Origin of the sequence: Nocardia mikamii NBRC 108933, from assembly GCF_001613505.1 — a bacterium.
Lineage (GTDB): Bacteria > Actinomycetota > Actinomycetes > Mycobacteriales > Mycobacteriaceae > Nocardia > Nocardia mikamii.
Genome location: NZ_BDCM01000005.1, coordinates 1 through 19379, shown reverse-complemented (window position 1 = coordinate 19379; position 19379 = coordinate 1). Strand labels below are relative to the sequence as shown.

Below are 19379 nucleotides of genomic sequence, written 5' to 3'. Positions count from 1 at the left end.
TTCGACCGTTGTCGGGCCGGACTTCCCGGCCGCGATATCGGACAGACCGGCGAGCATCGTCTCCCGGTCGGCCGCCACCACCACGGCCCGCCGCTCGAACCGGGTGCGGGTGGTGAGCAGCGAATAGGCGACATCCACCGGCTCCAGATCCGGCCGTTCGAGCAGCCAGTCGTGCAGCCGCGCGGCCTGATCACGCAGTCCCGCTTCGGTTTTGGCCGACAGCAGCACCGGAAGCAGACCGTCCGCGACCGGTGCCCCGACGGTCTCCCCGGTGGCGGCGCGACCGGGCCGGGCAGGGGCCTCTTCGATGATGACGTGCGCGTTGGTGCCGCTGATTCCGAAGGCGGACACACCCGCCCGCCGCACCCGTTCCGGCGATGCCGGCCACGGGCGGTCCTCGGTGAGCAGGCGCACCGCGCCGGCCGACCAATCCACATGCGGGGACGGCGCATCCACATGCAACGTCCGCGGCAACGTCTCGTGTCGCAGCGCCTCCACCATCTTGATCACACCGGCCACGCCGGCCGCCGCCTGCGCATGCCCGATATTCGACTTCAACGAGCCGACCCACAGCGCGTCGGTGCGGTCCTGCCCGTAGGTGGCGATCAGCGCCTGCGCCTCGATCGGATCACCCAGCGGCGTGCCCGTGCCGTGTGCTTCGACCGCGTCCACATCCCCCGGCGCCAACCCCGCACTCGCCAACGCCGCCGCAATCACCCGCTCCTGCGACGGACCATTCGGCGCCGTCAAACCATTCGACGCACCATCCTGATTGACAGCACTCCCCCGCACCACCGCCAACACCTCATGACCCAACCGCCGCGCATCCGACAACCGCTCCAACACCAACACACCCACACCCTCGGCCCACCCCACACCATCCGCGGAGCCCGAGAACGCCTTGCATCGTCCGTCCCGGGACAGTCCCCGCTGCCGAGAGAACTCCACGAACATGAACGGCGTCGACATCACCTGGGCGCCACCGGCCAGCACCAGCGAGGTCTCGCCGTGACGCAAGGCCTGACAGGCCAGATGAATGGACACCAGCGAGGACGAACAGGCCGTGTCCACGGTGACCGCCGGACCCTCCAGCCCGAGGGTGTAGGCCACCCGCCCCGACAGCACGCTGCTGGTCGATCCGGTGCCGACATATCCTTCGGCAGCCGCGCCCGCGGCCTTGGCGATCTCCTCGTAGTCCTGATAGGAGACGCCGGTGAACACGGCGGTGTCGCTGCCGCGCAACGACGTCGGATCGATCCCCGCCGACTCCAACGCCTCCCACGACGCCTCCAACAACAACCGCTGCTGCGGATCCATCGCCGCCGCCTCCCGCGGCCCGATCCCGAAGAACGCCGCATCGAAATCACCGACGCCGGACAGGAATCCACCACGGTCCAGATAGGACGTGCCCGAATGCGACGGGTCCGGATGGAACAGCGCATCCAGGTCCCAGCCGCGATCGCGCGGAAACTCCCCGATGGCATCGGTACCCGCGGCCACCAGTTGCCACAATTCCTGCGGCGAACCGACACCACCGGGATACCGGCAGCTCATCCCGACGATCGCGATCGGCTCGTCGGTGCGGACGCGCCGGGCCGCGCGGACCGGGCGCTGGGCGGCACCGGCCACCCGCTCGCGGACCAGTGCCGCGACCGCCGCCGCGGTGGGGTGATCGAAGACCAGCGTCGAGGGCAACTGCACACCGGTGACGCGGCTGAGCCGATTCCGGAATTCCACGCCCGCAAGGGAATCGAAGCCCAGATCGCTGAACGGTGCGGTGGGATCGATGGCCTCGCCCGACACGTGCCCGAGCACACCGGCCGCCTGTTCCCGCACCAGGTCGAGCACGATCGCCGCATGCTCGGTTTCGGGTGCCTGGGCCAATCGTCGCGCCAGCGTCGCGTCCGCGCCGTGGGACCGGCGCACGGGCACCGACACGAGCGATCGCAGCAAACTCGGCAGTGTGCCCTCGCGGGCTTGCACGGCAAGGGCTTCGTGGTCGAATTCGGTGGCGACCACGGCCGCCGCCGGCGCGGCGAGCGCGCGGTCGAACAAGGCCAGACCGTCGGCCGTCGCCAGCGGACGGACCCCGAGCCGGCTCAGGCGCGCCATCGCGGCGGCGTCCAAACCGCTGGTCATACCGCCGCCCTGATGCCACGAGCCCCAGGCGATCGAGACCGCCGGCAGCCCTTCGGCGCGGCGGCGCACCGCCAGCGCGTCGAGGAAGGCATTCGCCGCGGCGTAGTTGCCCTGCCCCGCGGTCGCTGCCACTCCCGCGATCGAGGAGAACAGCACGAAGGCGGACAGACTCGCGCCTCGCGTCGCCTCGTGCAGATACCACGCGGCGTCCGCCTTCGCGGACAGCACCCGCGAAACCTGTTCGTCGGACAGGGTTTCGATGGTTCCGTCATCGAGTACACCCGCCGAGTGGATCACCGCATCCGGCGTGAAGTCCGCCGGTAGACCGGCCAGCATCGACGTCAGGGCGTGCCGGTCCCCGACATCGCACGCCTCCACTCGCACCCGTGCACCGGCTGCGGTCAGGTCGGCGACCAGTTCCGGGCAGCCCGCGGCGCGCTCGCCGCGCCGCGACACCAGCACTAGGCGACGCACACCGTGCGCGGCGACGAGATGGCGGGCCACCTCCGCGCCCAGGCCGCCGGTGCCACCGGTGATCAGCACCGCACCGGTGCCGAGAACCGCCGGATCGCCTACCGCAGCGGCGGATTTGCGCAGCCGGGGCGCCAACAGCGCGCCACCCCGCGAAACCAGTTGCGGTTCGTCCGCGGCCGCGACCGCGGCCACGGTGGCGATCGGCAACTCGGCCGGGCCGTCGGCATCGTTGTCCAGCAGAATAATTCGTCCCGGAATTTCGGCCTGCGCGCTCCTGGCCAGACCCTGGACGGCTGCTGCCGCGAGGTCGGGCATTTCGGTGCCGACGCCGACCGCTCCGCGGGTGGCGACCACCAAACGCGTATCGCTCCACCGGGTTTCGGACTGCCACGCCCGCAGCAACCGGAGCGCGGACCGGACCCACGCCTCGGTGCGAGCGGGAATGTCGTCCTCCGGTTCGCCCGCGGGCGACCAGACGACGAGCCGCGGCGGCTTCCGGCCGTCGAGCAACTCGTCCAGCTCACCGGCGGTGTCGACACCCGTGATGCGGGCACCGCCGAGGGCCGCGACCTCGGTCGCGTCGATGCCGTGGTCGGCCGGCGCGCCGAGTGCGACCCACTCGATCTCGGACAGCGTCGCGCGGCGCAGCGCACCGGTTTCCAGTGCGCCGACAGCCATCGGCCGTATCGTCAGCGATTCGAGATCCAGCACCGGGGCGCCCGATTCGTCGGCGATGGCCACCCGGATCCGTCCCGCACCGAGCCGTTCGAGCCGTACCCGGGCGGCGCGCGCCCCGGGTCGGTGCAGACGAATACCGGTGAAGGAGAACGGCAGCGGCACCCGGCCCTCCGGTATATCCGCGAGCTCGGTGATTCCCGCGTGGAACGCTGCGTCCAGCAGGGCCGGGTGAATTCCGAAACCGTCTGAGACGCTTTCGGTTTCACCGGTGTCCGACAACTCCGACAATTCTGCCGACACCGCGTCGCCGTCACGCCAGGCCGCGCCGACGCGCTGGAATACCGGACCGTAGGCCAACCCCAGCTCGGCGAGCCGGTCGTAGAGGTCGTCGACCGACACGGACTCCGCCTCGGCCGGCGGCCACGGGCGGTCCAAATCCGCATCCGGCGCGACATCCGGAACCGGGGCGAGTACCCCGTGCGCGTGCGACACCCACTCGGCCGGTGCGGTATCCGCGGTGAGCGGTCGCGAGTAGATCACGAATCGACGGCGACCGTCGTCGTCGGCGGGGTCGGCCACGAGTTGGAGCTCGATCGGATCCTCGGTGATCGGCAGCGGTGACTGCAGGAGCAATTCTTCGATGAAACCGGTGCCGATCCGCTCGCCGGCGGTCAACGCCAGGTCCACGAAGGCGGCGCCGGGCAACAGGGCCGACCCGAAGACGGCGTGATCGTTCAGCCACGGCTGGGCCTGCACCGACACCCGGCCGGTGAACAGCCGTTCGTCTCGGCCCGCGGGCGACACCGCACCGGTCAGGATCGGATGATCCGATCCGCCGGCCCCATCCCGCGCCAGCGGTTCCAGCCAATACCGTTGCCGCTGGAAGGCGTAGGTGGGCACGGTGACTCGCTCGCAATCACGGCCACGGTACAGCGGCCGCCAGTCGACGTTCACACCCGACACATGAAGCTGCGTCAGCGCGGACAGGTATCGGCCGACCTCGTCACCGCTGCGCCGGGCGGTGGCCACCACGACGTATTCCGCTTCGGGCTCGGGTGATTCGGTCAGGCACTGCCGGGTCATCGCCGCGAGGACGGCATCGGGGCCGACCTCGACGAAGGTCCGCACCCCACTGCCGACCAACGTCTCGATCCCCGGTGCGAAGCGCACGCCCTCGCGCACCTGCCGCACCCAGTACTCGGGATCGGTGAGTTCGGCGCCGACCTCGGCGCCCAGGACATCGGAGACGATCGGAATCGTCGGTGCGTGGTAGGTGAGACGCCGTGCGACAGCACGGAAGTCATCCAGCATGGGATCCATGTGCGCCGAGTGGAACGCATGACTGACCCGCAGCCGTGAGGTCTTGACGCCCTCGTCGGTCAGTCGCTGCGCGATCGCGTCGATCGCTACGGTGTCACCGGAGAAGACGACCGCGGCCGGCCCGTTCACCGCCGCGATCGAAATCCGGTCATCGGCCGCGGCCAAGATCTCGAGGGCGCGTCGCTCCCCGACCGCCGCCGCGAGCATGGCGCCGCCCGCCGGCAGCCCACCCATCAGCCGGCCGCGCGCGGCCACCAGCGCACAGGCATCCGCCAACGACCACACGCCGGCGACGTAAGCCGCGACCAACTCGCCGATCGAGTGCCCGACCACCGCATCCGCGCTCACGCCGAAGGACTCCAGGAGCCGGAACAAGGCCACCTCGAAGGCGAACAATGCCGGTTGGGTCCATTCCGTGCGGTCCAGGTGACCTTCCGTCCCGTCCAGGACGTCACGCAGGTGACCGTCGAGATGCCGGTCGAGCTCGGCGCAGACCTCTGCCAATGCCGCGTCGAAAACCGGGAAGGCCGCGGCGAGTTCGGCGCCCATCCGCACCCGTTGCGCGCCCTGTCCGGTGAACAGGAATGCGGTCTTCCCGGTGCCCGCTCTGCCCACCGCGGTACCCGGCGCCGACCGACCTGACACCAGTTCGTCCAATCCGGCCAGCAGTTCGTTGTGGTCCCGACCGACGACCGCGCCGCGGTGGCTGAGCTGGGCTCGGTGTTCGGTGAGCGTCGCCGCCACCCGCCACAGATCGACATCCGGGTTGTCGGCCAGCCAGCGCCGCAGTCGCGCCGCCTGGGCACGCAGCGCGTCATCGGTCTTCGCCGAGATCAGCAGCGGCGCAACTGCCACCCCGGTGGTCTGCTCCGAATCTTCGGCGATCCGCGGGGCCGGTTGCTGGGCCTCCTCCAGGATCAGGTGGGCATTGGTCCCGCTGATCCCGAAGGAGGACACGCCCGCCCGGCGCACGCGCTCGCCCGCCGGCCAGTGCTGCTCCTCCGTCAGCAGGCGCACCGCGCCGGCCGACCAATCCACATGCGGGGACGGCGCATCCACATGCAACGTCCGTGGCAACGTCTCGTGTCGCAGCGCCTCCACCATCTTGATCACACCGGCCACGCCGGCCGCCGCCTGGGCATGGCCGATATTCGACTTCAACGAACCCAGCAGCAGGGGCTGTGCACGGTTGTGCCCATACGCGGTGATCAAGGCCTGGGCCTCGATCGGATCCCCCAGTGTGGTCCCGGTGCCGTGTGCTTCGACCGCGTCCACATCCCCCGGCGCCAACCCCGCACTCGCCAACGCCGCCGCAATCACCCGCTCCTGCGACGGACCATTCGGCGCCGTCAAACCATTCGACGCACCATCCTGATTGACAGCACTCCCCCGCACCACCGCCAACACCTCATGACCCAACCGCCGCGCATCCGACAACCGCTCCAACACCAACACACCCACACCCTCGGCCCACCCCACACCATCCGCGGACGCCGCGAAGGATTTGCACCGGCCGTCCGGTGCCAGCCCGCGCTGCCGAGAGAACTCCACGAACAGGAAGGGCGTCGACATCACGGTGACGCCGCCGGCCAAGACCAGCGACGTCTCCCCGCGGCGCAAGGCCTGGCAGGCCAGGTGAATGGCCACCAGCGACGACGAACAGGCCGTGTCGACGGAAATCGCCGGACCCTCCAGTCCCAGCGAGTAGGCGACCCGACCCGACACCACGCTGCCGGTGGACCCGACTCCCGCATAGCCCTCGGCGATCGGGCCCGCCGCCCGCGCGGTGTGTTCGTAGTCCTCGTACATGACACCCGCGAAAACGCCGGTGTCGCTGCCGCGCAACGACGTCGGATCGATCCCCGCCGACTCCAACGCCTCCCACGACGCCTCCAACAACAACCGCTGCTGCGGATCCATCGCCGCCGCCTCCCGCGGCCCGATCCCGAAGAACCCCGCATCGAAATCACCCGCGCCGGAAAGGAACCCGCCGGCCCGCGTGTAGACCTTCCCGAATCGGTCCGGGTCGGGATCGTAGAGATTGTCGAGATCCCACCCGCGGTCACGCGGGAAGTCACCGACGGCGTCGGTCCCGGAGGCGACCAGTTCCCACAGCTGCCCCGGCGACTCGACCCCGCCGGGATACCGGCAGCTCATCCCGACGATCGCGATCGGCTCGTCCTGCTTCTCCCGCAACCGCGTCAGGTCGTCGCGGGTCGTCATGAGCTCGACCGTGACCTTCTTCAGGTACTCCATCATGCGGTCGGACGAATCACCGGCGCTTGTGTCCACGTCTCACATCCAGATTTCGGGGTTGACAAACAGACCCGGCACCCAGATGCGGTGCGGGTTGAACGGGTGGTCGGCACATGTTCACGACCACGGCAAAGACAGGATTTTCGGGGAATCCGATTCGGTCGTATTCGACCCGAACAGGACCATTACGCGAACGAACGGAATGCGCGCAAGATCAGAAAAGATATGCCGGGCAATTCGGTTTATGGAAGTTTGCCCGCACGTCACCGATTCGCCCGATAGGCGTTACTTTTCACCCATACGTCGAGTACATGGACAGCCACGGCGCCGGCGCGTCGACCGCCACGCACAGAACGTACCCCTGTTCCCCCTGTTGAAAGGACGAAATCATCGCTCACCAAAATCTCTCATCGCCAACCAACAGTCGCAGGACGAGTGTCCAGATTGCGCTGAGGGTTAGCCTGCCAGTCGAATCGAATTCCCGCAACCGTTGGCGGAATTCTTCACGACGACTTCTCCGGTGCGCCACAATCCGGATACGCACTTTGCATAAATCGGGGCCATATCATTATTGCCCGAATGTTCACAATTACTATCACCAACACAGGGAATAGTCTTCGTCGGGCCTTCGGCCTGGCCTGTTCGGTTTCGGATTGGTTTCCGGGCGCTGGTCGGCCAGTGGCGGGCAACGCCGCGTGGCCCGGTCAGCGGGTGGCGGCGGGGTTCCCAGCTACGGACCCGGTGGTGGTGCGGGCCGATCGCCCGGTCAGGCCGTTCTGGATGGGAAGTTGTGACCGCGGGGACGGCCTCTGCTATCTTCTCTGCAGTGCCTCACGCACCGGCCGGTGTAGTTTAGTGGTAGAACATCAGCTTCCCAAGCTGAGAGTGCGGGTTCGATTCCCGTCACCGGCTCTCTTTCTCCCCCGCGATACCGTCCTTCGGCTACGCGATACGCCTGCGGGCTCACGAACGAAATCCCCTGTCCCCCATAAGCATCGGCCACCGGCGAGTAACCGGCGGCCGATGTCACTCGTCCGAGGCGTCAGCCGATGCCGAGGTTGATACCGAACGCCGAATCGATCCACCACACGGCGGCGGTGAACGCGGTAGTACCACCTACCGCGGACAACCGAAACGAAGGGTTCGTACCGGATCGATTCCGGCGCAGAGGTTAGGCGGGGCGGATCGTGGCTACCCCTCCGGAGGTGCCGGTGCCGTGGACGACTGCCGGCCGGGTTGATCGGCCGGCCCACGGCACGTGACTGTCGCACCGACCGTGACCTGTGACGACGGCGGAAGGAAACCGGACAGATGCTCATGCTCACGCCCACTGCCATCGAGGCCGTTCGCACCATCACCTCCGCGGATGGAATGCCCGACGATGCGGGACTTCGCATCTCCACCAACGACGGCGCCGAGACGCTGCAGCTCGCAGTAGCCGCGGGGCCGTCGGACCAGGATCAGGTGCTCAACGCGGAAGGCCCGCGGGTCTTCCTCGACGAGCACGTCGTCGACTTCCTGGACGACAAGATTCTCGACACCGGACTGGGCCCGGACGGGCAGGGCACCTTCGTGCTCGCCCAGCAGGACCCGAACACCGCGGGGCACTAGACCGACGCCGATTCGGCTCGATCGCGGCCGAATCGGCGCCCTCCCGCCGAGGCCGGCCTAGTCCGGCCAGATCGGTGTGCGCTTGTTCAGGAACGCATCCATACCCTCGCGGGCACCGGGCAGCTGGGAGGCGGCGGCCATGACCTCGAGCGCGATCGCGTAGGCGTCGTCCTCCGGGCGGTCGAGCTGGGCATACAGCGTCCGCTTGCCCAGCGCCTTACTCGCCCGGCTACCGCGGGTGGCCCTGGTGAGCAGGTCGGTGACCGCTCGATCGAGATCGGCGTCGGGGACGGCGCGATTGATCAGACCCCAGTCGGCGGCGGTGCGGGCATCGATCGGATCGCCCGTGAGGGCGAGTTCCATGAGGCGTTTGCGGCCGATCGCCCGAGCCACCGGAACGGCCGGGGTGTGGCAGAACCAGCCGCCCTTACCGCCCGGGAGGGCGAAGCCGGCCGATTCGGCGGCCACGGCGAGATCGCAGGAGGCCACCAGCTGGCATCCGGCGGCGGTCGCCAGGCCGTGCACGCGCGCGACCACGACCTGGGGCACGGATTCGACGGCCGACATGACCTCGGTGCACAGGGTCAGCAGGTCGCGGACACCGAGCAGGTCGCGGGCGGCGACATCGGCGAAATCGTGCCCGGCGGAGAAGACGGGACCGTTCGCGGCCAGGACGATCCCGCTGGCATCACTGCCGCCCGCCCAGCGAAATGCCGACGACAACTCCCTCAGATGCTCGGCCGAGAGCGCATTGCGCCGGTCCGGCCGATTCATCGTGATGCGAACGGTTTCACCGTTGCGCTCGACGAGCAGGTGCTGGTACTCCGCAGTGGCCATACCCCACGGTAGATCGGTCCGGAGCCGTTCGGGCGGGCGAACTCGTCGAGCGATCGGTGATCGTCGCGCGGTGCTACTGCGGCGCCCCGACGCAGGTGGTCGCGATCTTCTGCGTGGCCGCGCGCGCCTTGTCGGAGTCCTCCTTGCTCAGGCCGCCCATCGAACCGTCGGCCACCTGGGCGTTGCTGCCGGGCTTGGTCATCTTGCGCAGGCCGTCCTGCGAAATGCCTTCGTCCACATAGAGTTTGGCGGCGCAATCGGCGAGTTTCGCATCTTTGAGGCCGCTGGACTGCAGGGATTTCGACAGGTCGGCCTGGGTGACGGTCGGCTCCGAATCCTTGTCGGAGCCGCACGCACCCAGCAGCGGCAGGGCGATGCAGACGGCGGCGATCAGCGAAATCCTCAACTGTTCCTCAATTCTCAGGCGTATCAGCTATGGCGCGCTCCGGCGGAACCGGACACGAACCGCGCAGGTGATACTGCCGCATCACGCGGCCGGACAACAGTCCGAGCGTCGCGAACACGGAGCCTTCACAACGGCGCCGCTCACGGAGCCGCCGTCCGCGGGGCCGCGACCTCTGTTGGCGTTGCGTCAATGATTGCTAGGGTGTCCCCGTTCCTCGTCGGCGTCCGAGTCTCGGTGCGGGAGTTTCGAATGATGTTGAACCATCACCGGGTCGGCACCGGTGAACCACTGGTCCTGATCCACGGCGTCGGCAGTCGCTGGCAGGTGTGGGAACCGGTCATCGACACGCTGGCGGCCCATTTCGACGTCATCGCGGTCGACCTTCCCGGTTTCGGCGGGACCGACCCGCTACCGCACACCACGGTCGACACCCTCACCGACGCCGTGCACGCGTTCCTCACCGAACAGGGCCTGGAACGTGCCCACCTCGCCGGCAACTCCATGGGCGGACTGATCGCGCTGAACCTCGGCGCACGCGGTGTGGCGAGTTCGGTGACCGCGTATTCACCGATCGGTTTCTGGTCCGACGCCGGGCGCATCTGGTGTCAGCAGGCGCTCGGCCGCGCGGCCACCCTGGGCCGGGGGCTGCGCAAGCAGCTGCCGGTCATCCTCGGCACGCCGGCCGGGCGGACCGCATTCCTGAGCATCGTGTTCGGCCGGCCGTGGGCGCTGGACACCCGGACCGCGGTAGCGACCGTGGACGGTGTCCTCGGCGCCCCCGGATTCCGTTCGGCCCTGGCCTCTTTCGATCACGCGCGGCTGCGCGACGGCGGGCGGCTGGCCCGCATTCCGGTCACGATCGCCTGGGGCAACCGCGACATCCTGCTCACCTATCGGACGCAGAGCCGGCGGGCGCGGCAGTGGCTTCCCCGGGCCCGGCACGTCACCCTGCCGGGCAGCGGCCACACCCCGTTCTACGACGACCCTGCCGGTTGCGCGAAGATAATCCTCGAGCAGATGCCTACCCACGGGTAACCGCGGGCGGCCGACCCGATCAGCACGGAGTGAGCGATGAGCGACGTATCCCTGACCTTCGACGGTGATCGTGCCTACGTCGAACTCGACCGGCCGGACAAACACAACGGGCTCACCATCGACATGTTGAACGATCTCGTGCGGGTGGCACGGGTGATCGGAAAACGCGACGAGATTCGCTCCGTCATCCTCGCCGGCAACGGGCCCAGTTTCTCCAGTGGTCTGGATATCGCGAAGGCGACCGGCGACCCGCTGAGTATCGTGCGCAATTTCCTGCCGCTACCGTGGCTGGGCACCAATGCCTTTCAGGAGGCGTGCTTTGCGTGGCGGCGACTGCCGCAGCCGGTGATCGCGGCGGTGCACGGCCATTGTTTCGGCGGCGGACTGCAATTGGCGTTGGCCGCCGATATCCGTTTCGCCACACCGGATTCCGATTTCGCCGTGATGGAAGTCGCCCACGGCCTGATTCCCGATATGTCGGGCGCGGTCACGTTGTCGCGCCTGATCGGCGTGGACAAGGCGCTGCTGCTCACCATGACCGCCGACCCCGTCGACGCCGCCTATGCCGCCCGGATCGGATTGATCACCGAGGTCAGCGAGGATCCGCGCGCCGATGCCGAGACATTGGCCGATCGCATCGCGGCGCGCCCGGCACCCGCTGTCGCCGCCGCCAAGCGACTGTTCGAGCGCACCTGGCATGCGGGCACCCGCCGCACCCTGGGAATCGAACGGGCGACGCAGATACCACTTCTGGTCCGGCAGGCCCTCGGCCGTCGGTAGATCCGACAAAGGGACACCCCGCCGACGCGGGATTTACCCGAAAATGCGAGCGGAAAACCCATTTACCTGCGATTCGCTGTTAGCATTTTCACACTTTGCCAGCGAAGCCGGTGAACGGGGGCGCATCGGCGAGAACGGGAAGGGCTGCATTTGTCCAAGACCGTATCCGTCCTGCTGTCCGCGATAGCGGGCGCCTCGGCCGTACTTCTGACCGTGACCGCGCCCGCGGCCGCCAATCCGAATGCCATCAACCCGATTCCGGTTCTCAACGGCACCACCGGATTACCGAATCTGGTCGGCCGTTCGCGAGCGATATTCCAGGTCACCGGAATGGCCAGCCCGAACGCCACCGAGAACTACAACGTCCTCGGCACCGACCTGGGAATCATGTGGGACAACGGCCGCGGCGAGATGCTCACCGCCTTCGGCGATACCGCCGGCGTGGGGCTGCCGAATCTGCTGGCCGGCAGTTTCTGGGCGTGGCGCAGCAATATCCTCGTGCGCAGTCACACCCAGGATCCCTCGGGCGGCATCTATTTCGACGGCGCCGTGCGCGACGTGTTCGGCCAGGCACGGGACCTGATTCCCAGCCCCAAGATTCCGTTCATCGAGATCAGCCGCATCCCGACCGCGGGAATCTCGGTGAACGGCGTGCAGTACATGAGCCTGATGTCGGTGAAGAGCTGGGACGACGTCGGCCAGTGGACCACCAACTACTCGGGGCTGGCGGCTTCCGCCGACAACGGGGAAACCTGGGCCGACCTCGATTTCACCCGCCGGCCCAACGAGGGCGGCAATGCCAACTTCCAGATGAACGCCTTCGTGAAGAGCGGCGGCTGGGTGTACGAATACGGCACGCCGTCGGGCCGCAATCACTTCGCCTACGTCGCGCGCGTGCGGGACAACGACATCCAGAATCTCGCCGAATACGAGTATTGGGACGGCGGCGCCTGGCGCAAGAACGATGTGAACGCCGCCCGCCCGATCACCGGCGGGGTAGCCGAGATGTCGGTGATGTGGAACGACTACCTCGGGCAGTTCGTCATGCTGACCACCGATCCGTGGAATTCGGTGGTGATGCGCCGGGCGTCTTCCCCGGAGGGGCCGTGGAGTCCGCCCGAGGTGCTGATCGATACGCGCGAGTTGCCGACCGCGTACGCTCCCTCGATCTTCCCGTACCAGACCGGGCGGGAGCTGTATTTCCTCACCACGGTGCACAGCCAGTACAACGTCGTCCTGATGCGCACGACGCTGTAGTTCGCCTCGAACAGCCCACGCCCGGCCGGGTTCCGCTCGGCCGGGCGTCGCGCTGTCACCTGGCTAGACTCGCCCCATGGACGCCGCCGAGTGGGACGAGCGCTATGCGCAGAGCGAGTTGGTGTGGGGCGCACCGCCGAACGCGACGGTCGTCGAGCACATCTTCGGATTGGAGCGCCGCGTCCACCTGGTTCCCGATGCGCCCGGGCAGGAGCCGCCGGAATTTCCGCGTGCCCTGGATCTGGCATGTGGCGAGGGGCGGCACGCGCTCTGGCTGGCCACGCACGGCTGGCAGGTGCGGGCGGTCGATTTCTCCCAGGTCGGCATCGACAAGGGGCGCACGGTCGCCTCGCGGCTGTCACGGTCGGTGCGCAGCCGGATCGACTGGCAATGCGCGGACGTCACCGACCTGGCCGGCGCCGGGATCGACGGCCCGTTCGAACTGATTCTCGCCGTCTACATCCACCTGCCGGCCGAACAGCGGCGCACCCTGCTGCTCTCGGCGGCCGAACGGCTGAGTCCGGGCGGCACCCTGCTCGTCCTCGGCCACGACACCACCAACATCGCCGACGGTTACGGCGGACCGCAGGATCCGGCGATCCTGTTCACACCCGACGATGTGGTAGCGGATCTCGCTGCGGCAGAACATATCCGGGTCGACACCGCGCAGCGGGTGATCCGCGAGACCGAGGGGCGCGACGCCATCGACGCCCTCGTGGTGGCCACCGCGACCGTGCCCGATCTGGAGGAGCAAGCGACGGCCACCCCGGACACGTGATCCGGGGTGGCGACGCCTCACAGTCCGGCGCTGCCGGTGGGTAGCGGCGCCGGTCCGTGGGACTGTGCGGGCGGAGCGGTCCGGTCGTCACCGAATCGGTCCCGGCCGAAGCGGTCACGGCCGAATCGGTCGTACCCGAACCGGTCGTAACCGAGCGAGTCGTATCCGGAACGGTCGAAGCCCGAGCGGTCGCGGCCGAACGAGTCGTATCCGGACCGATCGAAGCCCGAGCGATCGCGGCCGAATCGGTCGACGCCCTGGGCATCGAACCCGTCGGAGCCGAAGCCGTCGGCGCTGCACGGCGGGGCCGCGCCACACGGAACGCTCGCCTCGGCCGCCCCCGCCCCGGCGAGGGACGCGAACGCGATACCGGCCGCGGCGAAAACAGCCAGTGCGAAACCGGCCGCGGGACAACGAGCGGCGCGAAGCGGGCCTGCGATCATGGATCAATCTCCTCTCGAAATCCCGACCGCAGTCGAAATTACCTCGCGGACGACGGCACGACATCGGGGTATTCCCGGAGATGGGACCTGAGATTTCGTGTTCCGCAGAGGTTTTCGGCTCCGCTCAATCCAGCGTTGCCCATCGGCGCAGCCACGGTTCCACCGTCTGCGCGATCAGATCGAATCCGGCGCGGAAGGAATGCGGCTGGCGAGGAACGACTTTCACCTCGGCCGCGTCGGAGGGATCCGGAATGCCGAAGGGATCGCGCTCGCCGTTGATCACCACCACATCGACGTGCGCGGACGCTGCCACCAGTTCGTCACGCCGCGTCTTCTCCGGCTTGCCGGGCGGATGCAGTGGGAAAGACAGTGCCAGTACGCCTTTCGCGTCGGCTTCCACGGCGGTCCGGCAGGCGACCCGGGCGCCGTTGCTGCGACCGCCCTGGATCAGCGCCACGCCGGGTACCTGTGCCCGCAGGGCGGCGACGATCTCGAGCCAGGCCGCATCCTGCACGCTCGCCGACCCCGGCGCCCGGCGGCCGGCGACTCGATACGGCTGGACCACCCGCGCGACGACCCCGCCCAGCGCCACCGCACGATCGCGGACGGCCAGCAGATCCCCGGCCTCGACCCCGCCGCCGGAACCGTGGGTGAGCAGCAGCAGAAAACGATCGCCGGTACCCCGCTCGATCTCCACCTCGGCATCCCCCGCCGTCGTCTCGATGCGCACGTTGTCCACGGTAATCGCCGTTCAGCCCGCCGCGACCACGCACCGGAAGCCGATATGGCTCATGCCGGTGTCGATCATCTGCGGGCGCCGCGCCGCGGGCCGGTACCGGCGGCAGTAACTGTCGGCGCAGAGGAACGAACCGCCCTTGATCACCTTGCGCGGCACCCGGAACTGCGGCTGGCGCGGATCGACACTTCGTTCCCGGTCCCCACCGCGCGGATTGCGCGGGACGCAGCACCCACCGCCGTCCGGATGGCGTTCGGCGTACCAGTCGTCGGTCCATTCCCATACGTTGCCGGCCATATCGAACAGGCCGTAAGCGTTGGGCGGATACGAACCGACGGCAGCGGTGCGACCGTAGCCGGGCTCCGGGCGCCACGGGAAGGCGCCGTGCCAGTAGTTGGCCAGTTTCGCACCATCCGCTTCGCCCTGCTCCCCCCAGGTGAATTCGGCGCCGTCCACCCCGCCGCGGGCCGCGGCTTCCCACTGGGCCTCGGTCGGCAGCGCCCGGTCCTGCCACATCGCGTAGGCGGCGGCGTCCTCGTGTGCGATATGGACCACCGGGTGGTCGGGCCGGTCGGCGATCGACGATCCGGGTCCTTCGGGATGCCGCCACGAGGCGCCCGGCGTCCAGCGCCACCACAGGTTCAGATGCCGCAGGTCGACCGGGCCGGACGTCGCGGTGAACACCATCGAGCCGGGTTGCAGGTTCTCGACCGGCGCCCCCGGGAAGGCGGCGGGATCGAGCGGACGTTCGGCGACGGTTCGGTATCCGGTCTCGACGACGAATCGTTCGTACTGGGCGTTGGTGACCTGCCGAGTCTCGATGGCGAAGGCGTCCACGGCCACCCGGTGGGCGGGCCGCTCCTCCGGGTAGTGGCGGTCGGAACCCATGGTGAAGGTCTGTGCGGGGATCTGCCGTACGTCGGTGGCGGTCGAAATATTCACATTCACGGGCCGTTCCTACGAATCGGGTGTGAAGATCTGCGCCCAGTCATTCTTCATGCTGACCACCGTCCAGTCGTTGCGACGCGCGTGCGCGAGGGCATCCTCGGCGCCGGCGACGTAGTCGAATTCGCGCTCGGCGTCGTCGTGCAGGATGAGCATGCGCAGCGACGGCGCGCCCGCGAGTTCGGAGAACGACAGCATGGGCAGATCACCGTTGGAATTGCCGACCGACAGAATGGGACGGCGGCCGATCCGGCTCCAGATTCGGATCGGTTTCTCCGGTCCGTCGTCGAAGAAGTCCATCGCGGATTTGTAGAGCAGGTCGCCGCGGCCTTCCTGTTCGCGATAGGTCAGCCCGAGCGCGCTGCCGATCACTCGTTCCGGCGGCACACCGTAGAGATCACCCGCGACCGGGCGCATGAAGTCCCGGTCGCCGCCGGAGGCGATGTAGGTGGTGAATCCGTTGTCGCGCAGATACCACAGCAATTCGACCATCGGCGCGAAACCACAGCCGTGATACGGGCGGCCGAGAGTGGGGTGGCCGGCATCCGCGAAGAATGCCGCCACGCGCGCGTCGTAATCCTCGACGGTGATCTCACCGAAGGCGCGAGTCACCGCACCCATCAACAACTTCAGATCGTCGTCGTCACCGTGATAGTGCTTGACCATCGCCGCGCCGAGCCACTGCAGGTCCTGCTCGTAGGCCGCCCGCCACGGCTGTTGCGTGCGCAATTCCGGTTCCTGCTTCGCCATTTCGGCCAGTCGCCGGGTGGTGAAATCAAGCTGTATCGGCATCGGCTTCTCGCACCACAGGGTGCCGTCGTTGTCGAATACCGCGATCCGTGCGGACGGCTCGACGTATCCGGGCCCGTCGCGATCGGTGACCCGGGCGACGAAATCGACTATGGCGGAGACGGTTTCCCCGTCGTTCCACGATTCCAGCGATACCGCCATCGTCAGTCCCGGGCGAGGAAGTCGTGCAGTTTCGCGACCGCCTGATCGATGGTGAAGGTGGCCGGTTTCTGACGCGGCGGAAATTCCCTGAACGTGTCGAGGAACGCCGTCGCGATGGCCGTCCCGTACAAGGCGATGTAGTCGTGGTCGAGGAACCAGTCCCAGTAGGTGTTGGAGGTGACGTCGGCCCGCTCGAACGGGTCGGTGCGCAGATTGAACAGTTTCGGCACCCGCAGCGGGGTGAACGGTTCGGCCCAGATACCGAGCGTGCCCTGTTTGCGCTGCTCCATGAACACGATCTTCCAATTCTCGAAGCGAATTCCGAGTACATCGCAATCGTCGGAGAAATAGACCATGCCGCGCCGCGGGCTGTGCTCGGCCTCGCCGGTGAGGTACGGCAACAGGTTGTAGCCGTCGATGTGGACCTTGAACGTCCTGTCCCCCACCGCATATCCCTGTTTCAGCTTCTCGACCACATCGGGTTCACCGGCCGCGGCGAGCAGGGTCGGCAGCCAATCATGGTGCTGCACTACGTCGTTGGAGATCGAACGGGCGGCGATGTGGCCCGGCCAGCGGATCACCTGCGGCACCCGGAACGCACCCTCCCAGTTGGTGTCCTTCTCACTGCGGAACGGGGTGGTCGCGCCGTCGGGCCAGGTGTTGGCGTGCGGGCCGTTGTCGGTGCTGTAGATGACGATCGTGTTGTCGGCCAGCCCGAGTTCGTCGAGGGCATCGAGCACACGGCCCACATTGCGGTCGTGGTCGATCATCGTGTCGTGGTACGGCGACTGCCAGAATCCGGCCTGCCCGACACTCTCCGGTTTCGTATGCGTGCGCAGATGCATGTGGGTGAAGTTCAGCCAGACGAAGAACGGGGTGCCCGCCTGCTTCCGGCGGGTGAGGAAATCCACGCAGGCCTCGGCCACGTCCTCGTCGATCGTCTCCATCCGCTTCTTGGTCAGCGGGCCGGTGTCCTCGATGCGCTGCTTGCCGACGCGCCCGAAACGAGGGTCCTCGGTGGGGTCGTCCTCGTCGGTCGCCCACGAGTGCAGCACCCCGCGCGGGCGTTGCAGCTCGTACAGCCTCGGATAGGTGTCCTTGTGCGGATAGTCCGGTAGTTCGGGTTCCTCCTCCGCGTTCAGGTGGTAGAGGTTGCCGAAGAATTCGTCGAACCCGCGGACCGTCGGCAGGAACTTGTTGAGGTCGCCGAGGTGGTTCTTGCCGAACTGCCCGGTCGCGTAGCCGAGCGGTTTCAGCAGTTCGGCGATGGTCGGGTCCTCCGGCGACAGGCCGATACCGGCGCCCGGCATCCCGACCTTGCTCATGCCGGTGCGATAGACACTCTGGCCGGTGATGAAGGAGGCCCGCCCGGCCGTGCAGCTCTGTTCGCCGTAGGAGTCGGTGAACCGCATGCCCTCCTCGGCGAGCCGGTCGATGTTGGGCGTCCGATAGCCCATCAGGCCGTCGCTGTAGCAGCTGAGATTGGTGATCCCGATGTCGTCGCCCCAGATCACCAGAATGTTCGGCTTCGAATCCGGCACAGCGGCCTCCTTCGGCGCAGGTGAACTACCCTGCCGAAACCCTGCCCGCACCCGCCCGAGGACACCTCACCCGCGACGGGTGATTGCGGTGAGCCGCCGTTCCCGTGTTCATCTCGTCACATCGCCCGGTCAGCGCTTTCCAAGCCCATTACTCATCGGTAATATACGGTGTAAGTTACCCGCGAGTAGAAGGCGGAGATTCCGTTCGACTACCCGGTGTGGAGACACATGGGCGGGAACGGCACACACCGACCCGCACCGACTCAACGGAGAGTGAGTAACAGAGATGGGCCATTACAAGAGCAACGTCCGCGACCTGGAGTTCAACCTCTTCGAGGTGCTGGGCATCGGCTCGGTGCTGGATTCCGGCGCCTACGGTGACCTGGACACCGACACGGTCAAGAACATCATCGACGAGGTACGCCGCCTGGCCGAGGGCCCGGTTGCCGAGTCCTTCGCCGACGCCGACCGCAACCCGCCGGTGTTCGACCCCGCCACCCACAGCGTCTCCATTCCGGAGTCGTTCAAGAAGTCCTTCAAGGCCTACGAAGAGGCCGGCTGGAACAAGGTCGGCCTGAACGAGGAGCTGGGCGGCCTGCCCGCACCGCGTTCGGTGGTCTGGGCCCTCAACGAGATGATCCTGGGCTCCAACCCCGCCGTCGCGATGTACGCCGCCGGCGGCCCGTTCGGTCAGATCTTCTGGAACAACGCCACCGACGAGCAGAAGAAGTGGGCCGAGATCGCCGTCGAGCGCAACTGGGGCGCCACCATGGTGCTGACCGAGCCCGACGCGGGTTCCGACGTCGGCGCCGGCCGCACCAAGGCCATCCAGCAGGAGGACGGCTCCTGGCACATCGAGGGTGTCAAGCGGTTCATCACCTCCGGTGACTCCGACGACATGTTCGAAAACATCTTCCACCTGGTGCTGGCCCGCCCCGAGGGCGCCGGCCCGGGCACCAAGGGCCTGTCGCTGTTCTTCGTGCCGAAGTTCCACTTCGACTTCGAGAACCAGACCCTGGGTGAGCGCAACGGCGTGTTCGTCACCAACGTCGAGCACAAGATGGGCCTGAAGGTTTCGGCCACCTGTGAGGTCACCTTCGGCGGCCACGGCGTGCCCGCCAAGGGCTGGCTGGTCGGCGAGGTCCACAACGGCATCGCGCAGATGTTCGACGTGATCGAGAACGCCCGGATG

The 19379-nt window shown here is 67.8% G+C and carries 14 protein-coding genes and 1 tRNA gene; 7 read left to right on the top strand and 8 right to left on the bottom strand.

Annotation, left to right across the window (positions count from 1 at the left end):
- The coding region (locus tag NMI01S_RS06860) for a type I polyketide synthase (RefSeq protein WP_281186650.1) at nt 1–6903 on the bottom strand (6903 nt) is incomplete at its 3' end.
- Between the two features lie 805 nt (nt 6904–7708).
- On the opposite strand from NMI01S_RS06860, the gene NMI01S_RS06855 reads away from it, so the two are divergent.
- Together NMI01S_RS06855 and NMI01S_RS06850 are read left to right on the top strand one after the other, a co-directional pair.
- Nucleotides 7709–7779: transfer RNA gene (locus NMI01S_RS06855), tRNA-Gly, on the top strand.
- A gap of 399 nt (nt 7780–8178) precedes the next feature.
- A complete protein-coding gene (locus NMI01S_RS06850) occupies nt 8179–8478 on the top strand; it encodes a hypothetical protein (protein ID WP_036506738.1) in 300 nt (99 codons plus the stop codon).
- Between the two features lie 57 nt (nt 8479–8535).
- Here NMI01S_RS06850 and NMI01S_RS06845 read toward each other — a convergent pair whose 3' ends face one another.
- Together NMI01S_RS06845 and NMI01S_RS06840 are read right to left on the bottom strand one after the other, a co-directional pair.
- Nucleotides 8536–9315 carry an enoyl-CoA hydratase-related protein gene (locus NMI01S_RS06845; protein WP_062995158.1) on the bottom strand — a complete coding sequence of 260 codons (780 nt, stop codon included), beginning with the start codon at nt 9313–9315 and terminating at the stop codon, nt 8536–8538.
- Nucleotides 9316–9388: 73 nt separating this feature from the next.
- A complete protein-coding gene (locus NMI01S_RS06840; RefSeq protein ID WP_062995157.1) occupies nt 9389–9721 on the bottom strand; it encodes a hypothetical protein in 333 nt (110 codons plus the stop codon).
- Between the two features lie 249 nt (nt 9722–9970).
- Between NMI01S_RS06840 and NMI01S_RS06835 the strand changes: the two genes are divergently transcribed.
- From NMI01S_RS06835 to NMI01S_RS06820, 4 genes are all read left to right on the top strand, one after another.
- Nucleotides 9971–10756: an alpha/beta fold hydrolase gene (locus tag NMI01S_RS06835; RefSeq protein WP_062995156.1), complete on the top strand. Its 786-nt coding sequence runs from the start codon at nt 9971–9973 to the stop codon at nt 10754–10756.
- Nucleotides 10757–10792: 36 nt separating this feature from the next.
- Entirely contained in the window at nt 10793–11536 is a 744-nt protein-coding gene (locus NMI01S_RS06830; protein WP_062995155.1) for a crotonase/enoyl-CoA hydratase family protein, read from the top strand.
- A 144-nt stretch (nt 11537–11680) separates the two neighbouring features.
- Nucleotides 11681–12793 (top strand): glycoside hydrolase family 183 protein, encoded by a 1113-nt coding sequence (locus tag NMI01S_RS06825; protein ID WP_439956237.1) that lies wholly within the window; start codon nt 11681–11683, stop codon nt 12791–12793.
- A gap of 76 nt (nt 12794–12869) precedes the next feature.
- The gene (locus NMI01S_RS06820) at nt 12870–13571 is read left to right on the top strand and encodes a class I SAM-dependent methyltransferase (protein WP_062995153.1); all 702 of its coding nucleotides are present in this window, start codon (nt 12870–12872) and stop codon (nt 13569–13571) included.
- Nucleotides 13572–13588: 17 nt separating this feature from the next.
- Here NMI01S_RS06820 and NMI01S_RS06815 read toward each other — a convergent pair whose 3' ends face one another.
- From NMI01S_RS06815 to NMI01S_RS06795, 5 genes are all read right to left on the bottom strand, one after another.
- The gene (locus NMI01S_RS06815) at nt 13589–14014 is read right to left on the bottom strand and encodes a hypothetical protein (protein ID WP_062995152.1); all 426 of its coding nucleotides are present in this window, start codon (nt 14012–14014) and stop codon (nt 13589–13591) included.
- A gap of 124 nt (nt 14015–14138) precedes the next feature.
- Nucleotides 14139–14744 carry an alpha/beta hydrolase family protein gene (locus NMI01S_RS06810; protein WP_062995160.1) on the bottom strand — a complete coding sequence of 202 codons (606 nt, stop codon included), beginning with the start codon at nt 14742–14744 and terminating at the stop codon, nt 14139–14141.
- 21 nt (nt 14745–14765) lie between these two features.
- Nucleotides 14766–15638, bottom strand: coding sequence for a formylglycine-generating enzyme family protein (locus tag NMI01S_RS06805; RefSeq protein WP_062995159.1), 873 nt, complete (start codon nt 15636–15638; stop codon nt 14766–14768).
- 69 nt (nt 15639–15707) lie between these two features.
- Complete coding sequence (locus NMI01S_RS06800) at nt 15708–16646, bottom strand: HAD family hydrolase (RefSeq protein WP_062995151.1); 939 nt, start codon at nt 16644–16646, stop codon at nt 15708–15710.
- 2 nt (nt 16647–16648) lie between these two features.
- A complete protein-coding gene (locus tag NMI01S_RS06795; RefSeq protein WP_062995150.1) occupies nt 16649–18187 on the bottom strand; it encodes an arylsulfatase in 1539 nt (512 codons plus the stop codon).
- Between the two features lie 286 nt (nt 18188–18473).
- Here NMI01S_RS06795 and NMI01S_RS06790 point away from each other — a divergent pair.
- Nucleotides 18474–19379, top strand: a 906-nt coding sequence (locus tag NMI01S_RS06790; RefSeq protein ID WP_167669876.1) for an acyl-CoA dehydrogenase family protein, incomplete at its 3' end; no start/stop codon positions are given.

Excerpts from the sequence above, each read along its gene's own strand:
- NMI01S_RS06830 (WP_062995155.1), top strand. The coding sequence starts at position 10,793 with ATGAGCGACGTATCCCTGACCTTCGACGGTGATCGTGCCTACGTCGAA.
- NMI01S_RS06850 (WP_036506738.1), top strand. The coding sequence starts at position 8,179 with ATGCTCATGCTCACGCCCACTGCCATCGAGGCCGTTCGCACCATCACC.
- NMI01S_RS06835 (WP_062995156.1), top strand. The coding sequence starts at position 9,971 with ATGATGTTGAACCATCACCGGGTCGGCACCGGTGAACCACTGGTCCTG.
- NMI01S_RS06815 (WP_062995152.1), bottom strand. The coding sequence starts at position 14,014 with ATGATCGCAGGCCCGCTTCGCGCCGCTCGTTGTCCCGCGGCCGGTTTC.
- NMI01S_RS06800 (WP_062995151.1), bottom strand. The coding sequence starts at position 16,646 with ATGGCGGTATCGCTGGAATCGTGGAACGACGGGGAAACCGTCTCCGCC.
- NMI01S_RS06820 (WP_062995153.1), top strand. The coding sequence starts at position 12,870 with ATGGACGCCGCCGAGTGGGACGAGCGCTATGCGCAGAGCGAGTTGGTG.
- NMI01S_RS06805 (WP_062995159.1), bottom strand. The coding sequence starts at position 15,638 with ATGGGTTCCGACCGCCACTACCCGGAGGAGCGGCCCGCCCACCGGGTG.
- NMI01S_RS06845 (WP_062995158.1), bottom strand. The coding sequence starts at position 9,315 with ATGGCCACTGCGGAGTACCAGCACCTGCTCGTCGAGCGCAACGGTGAA.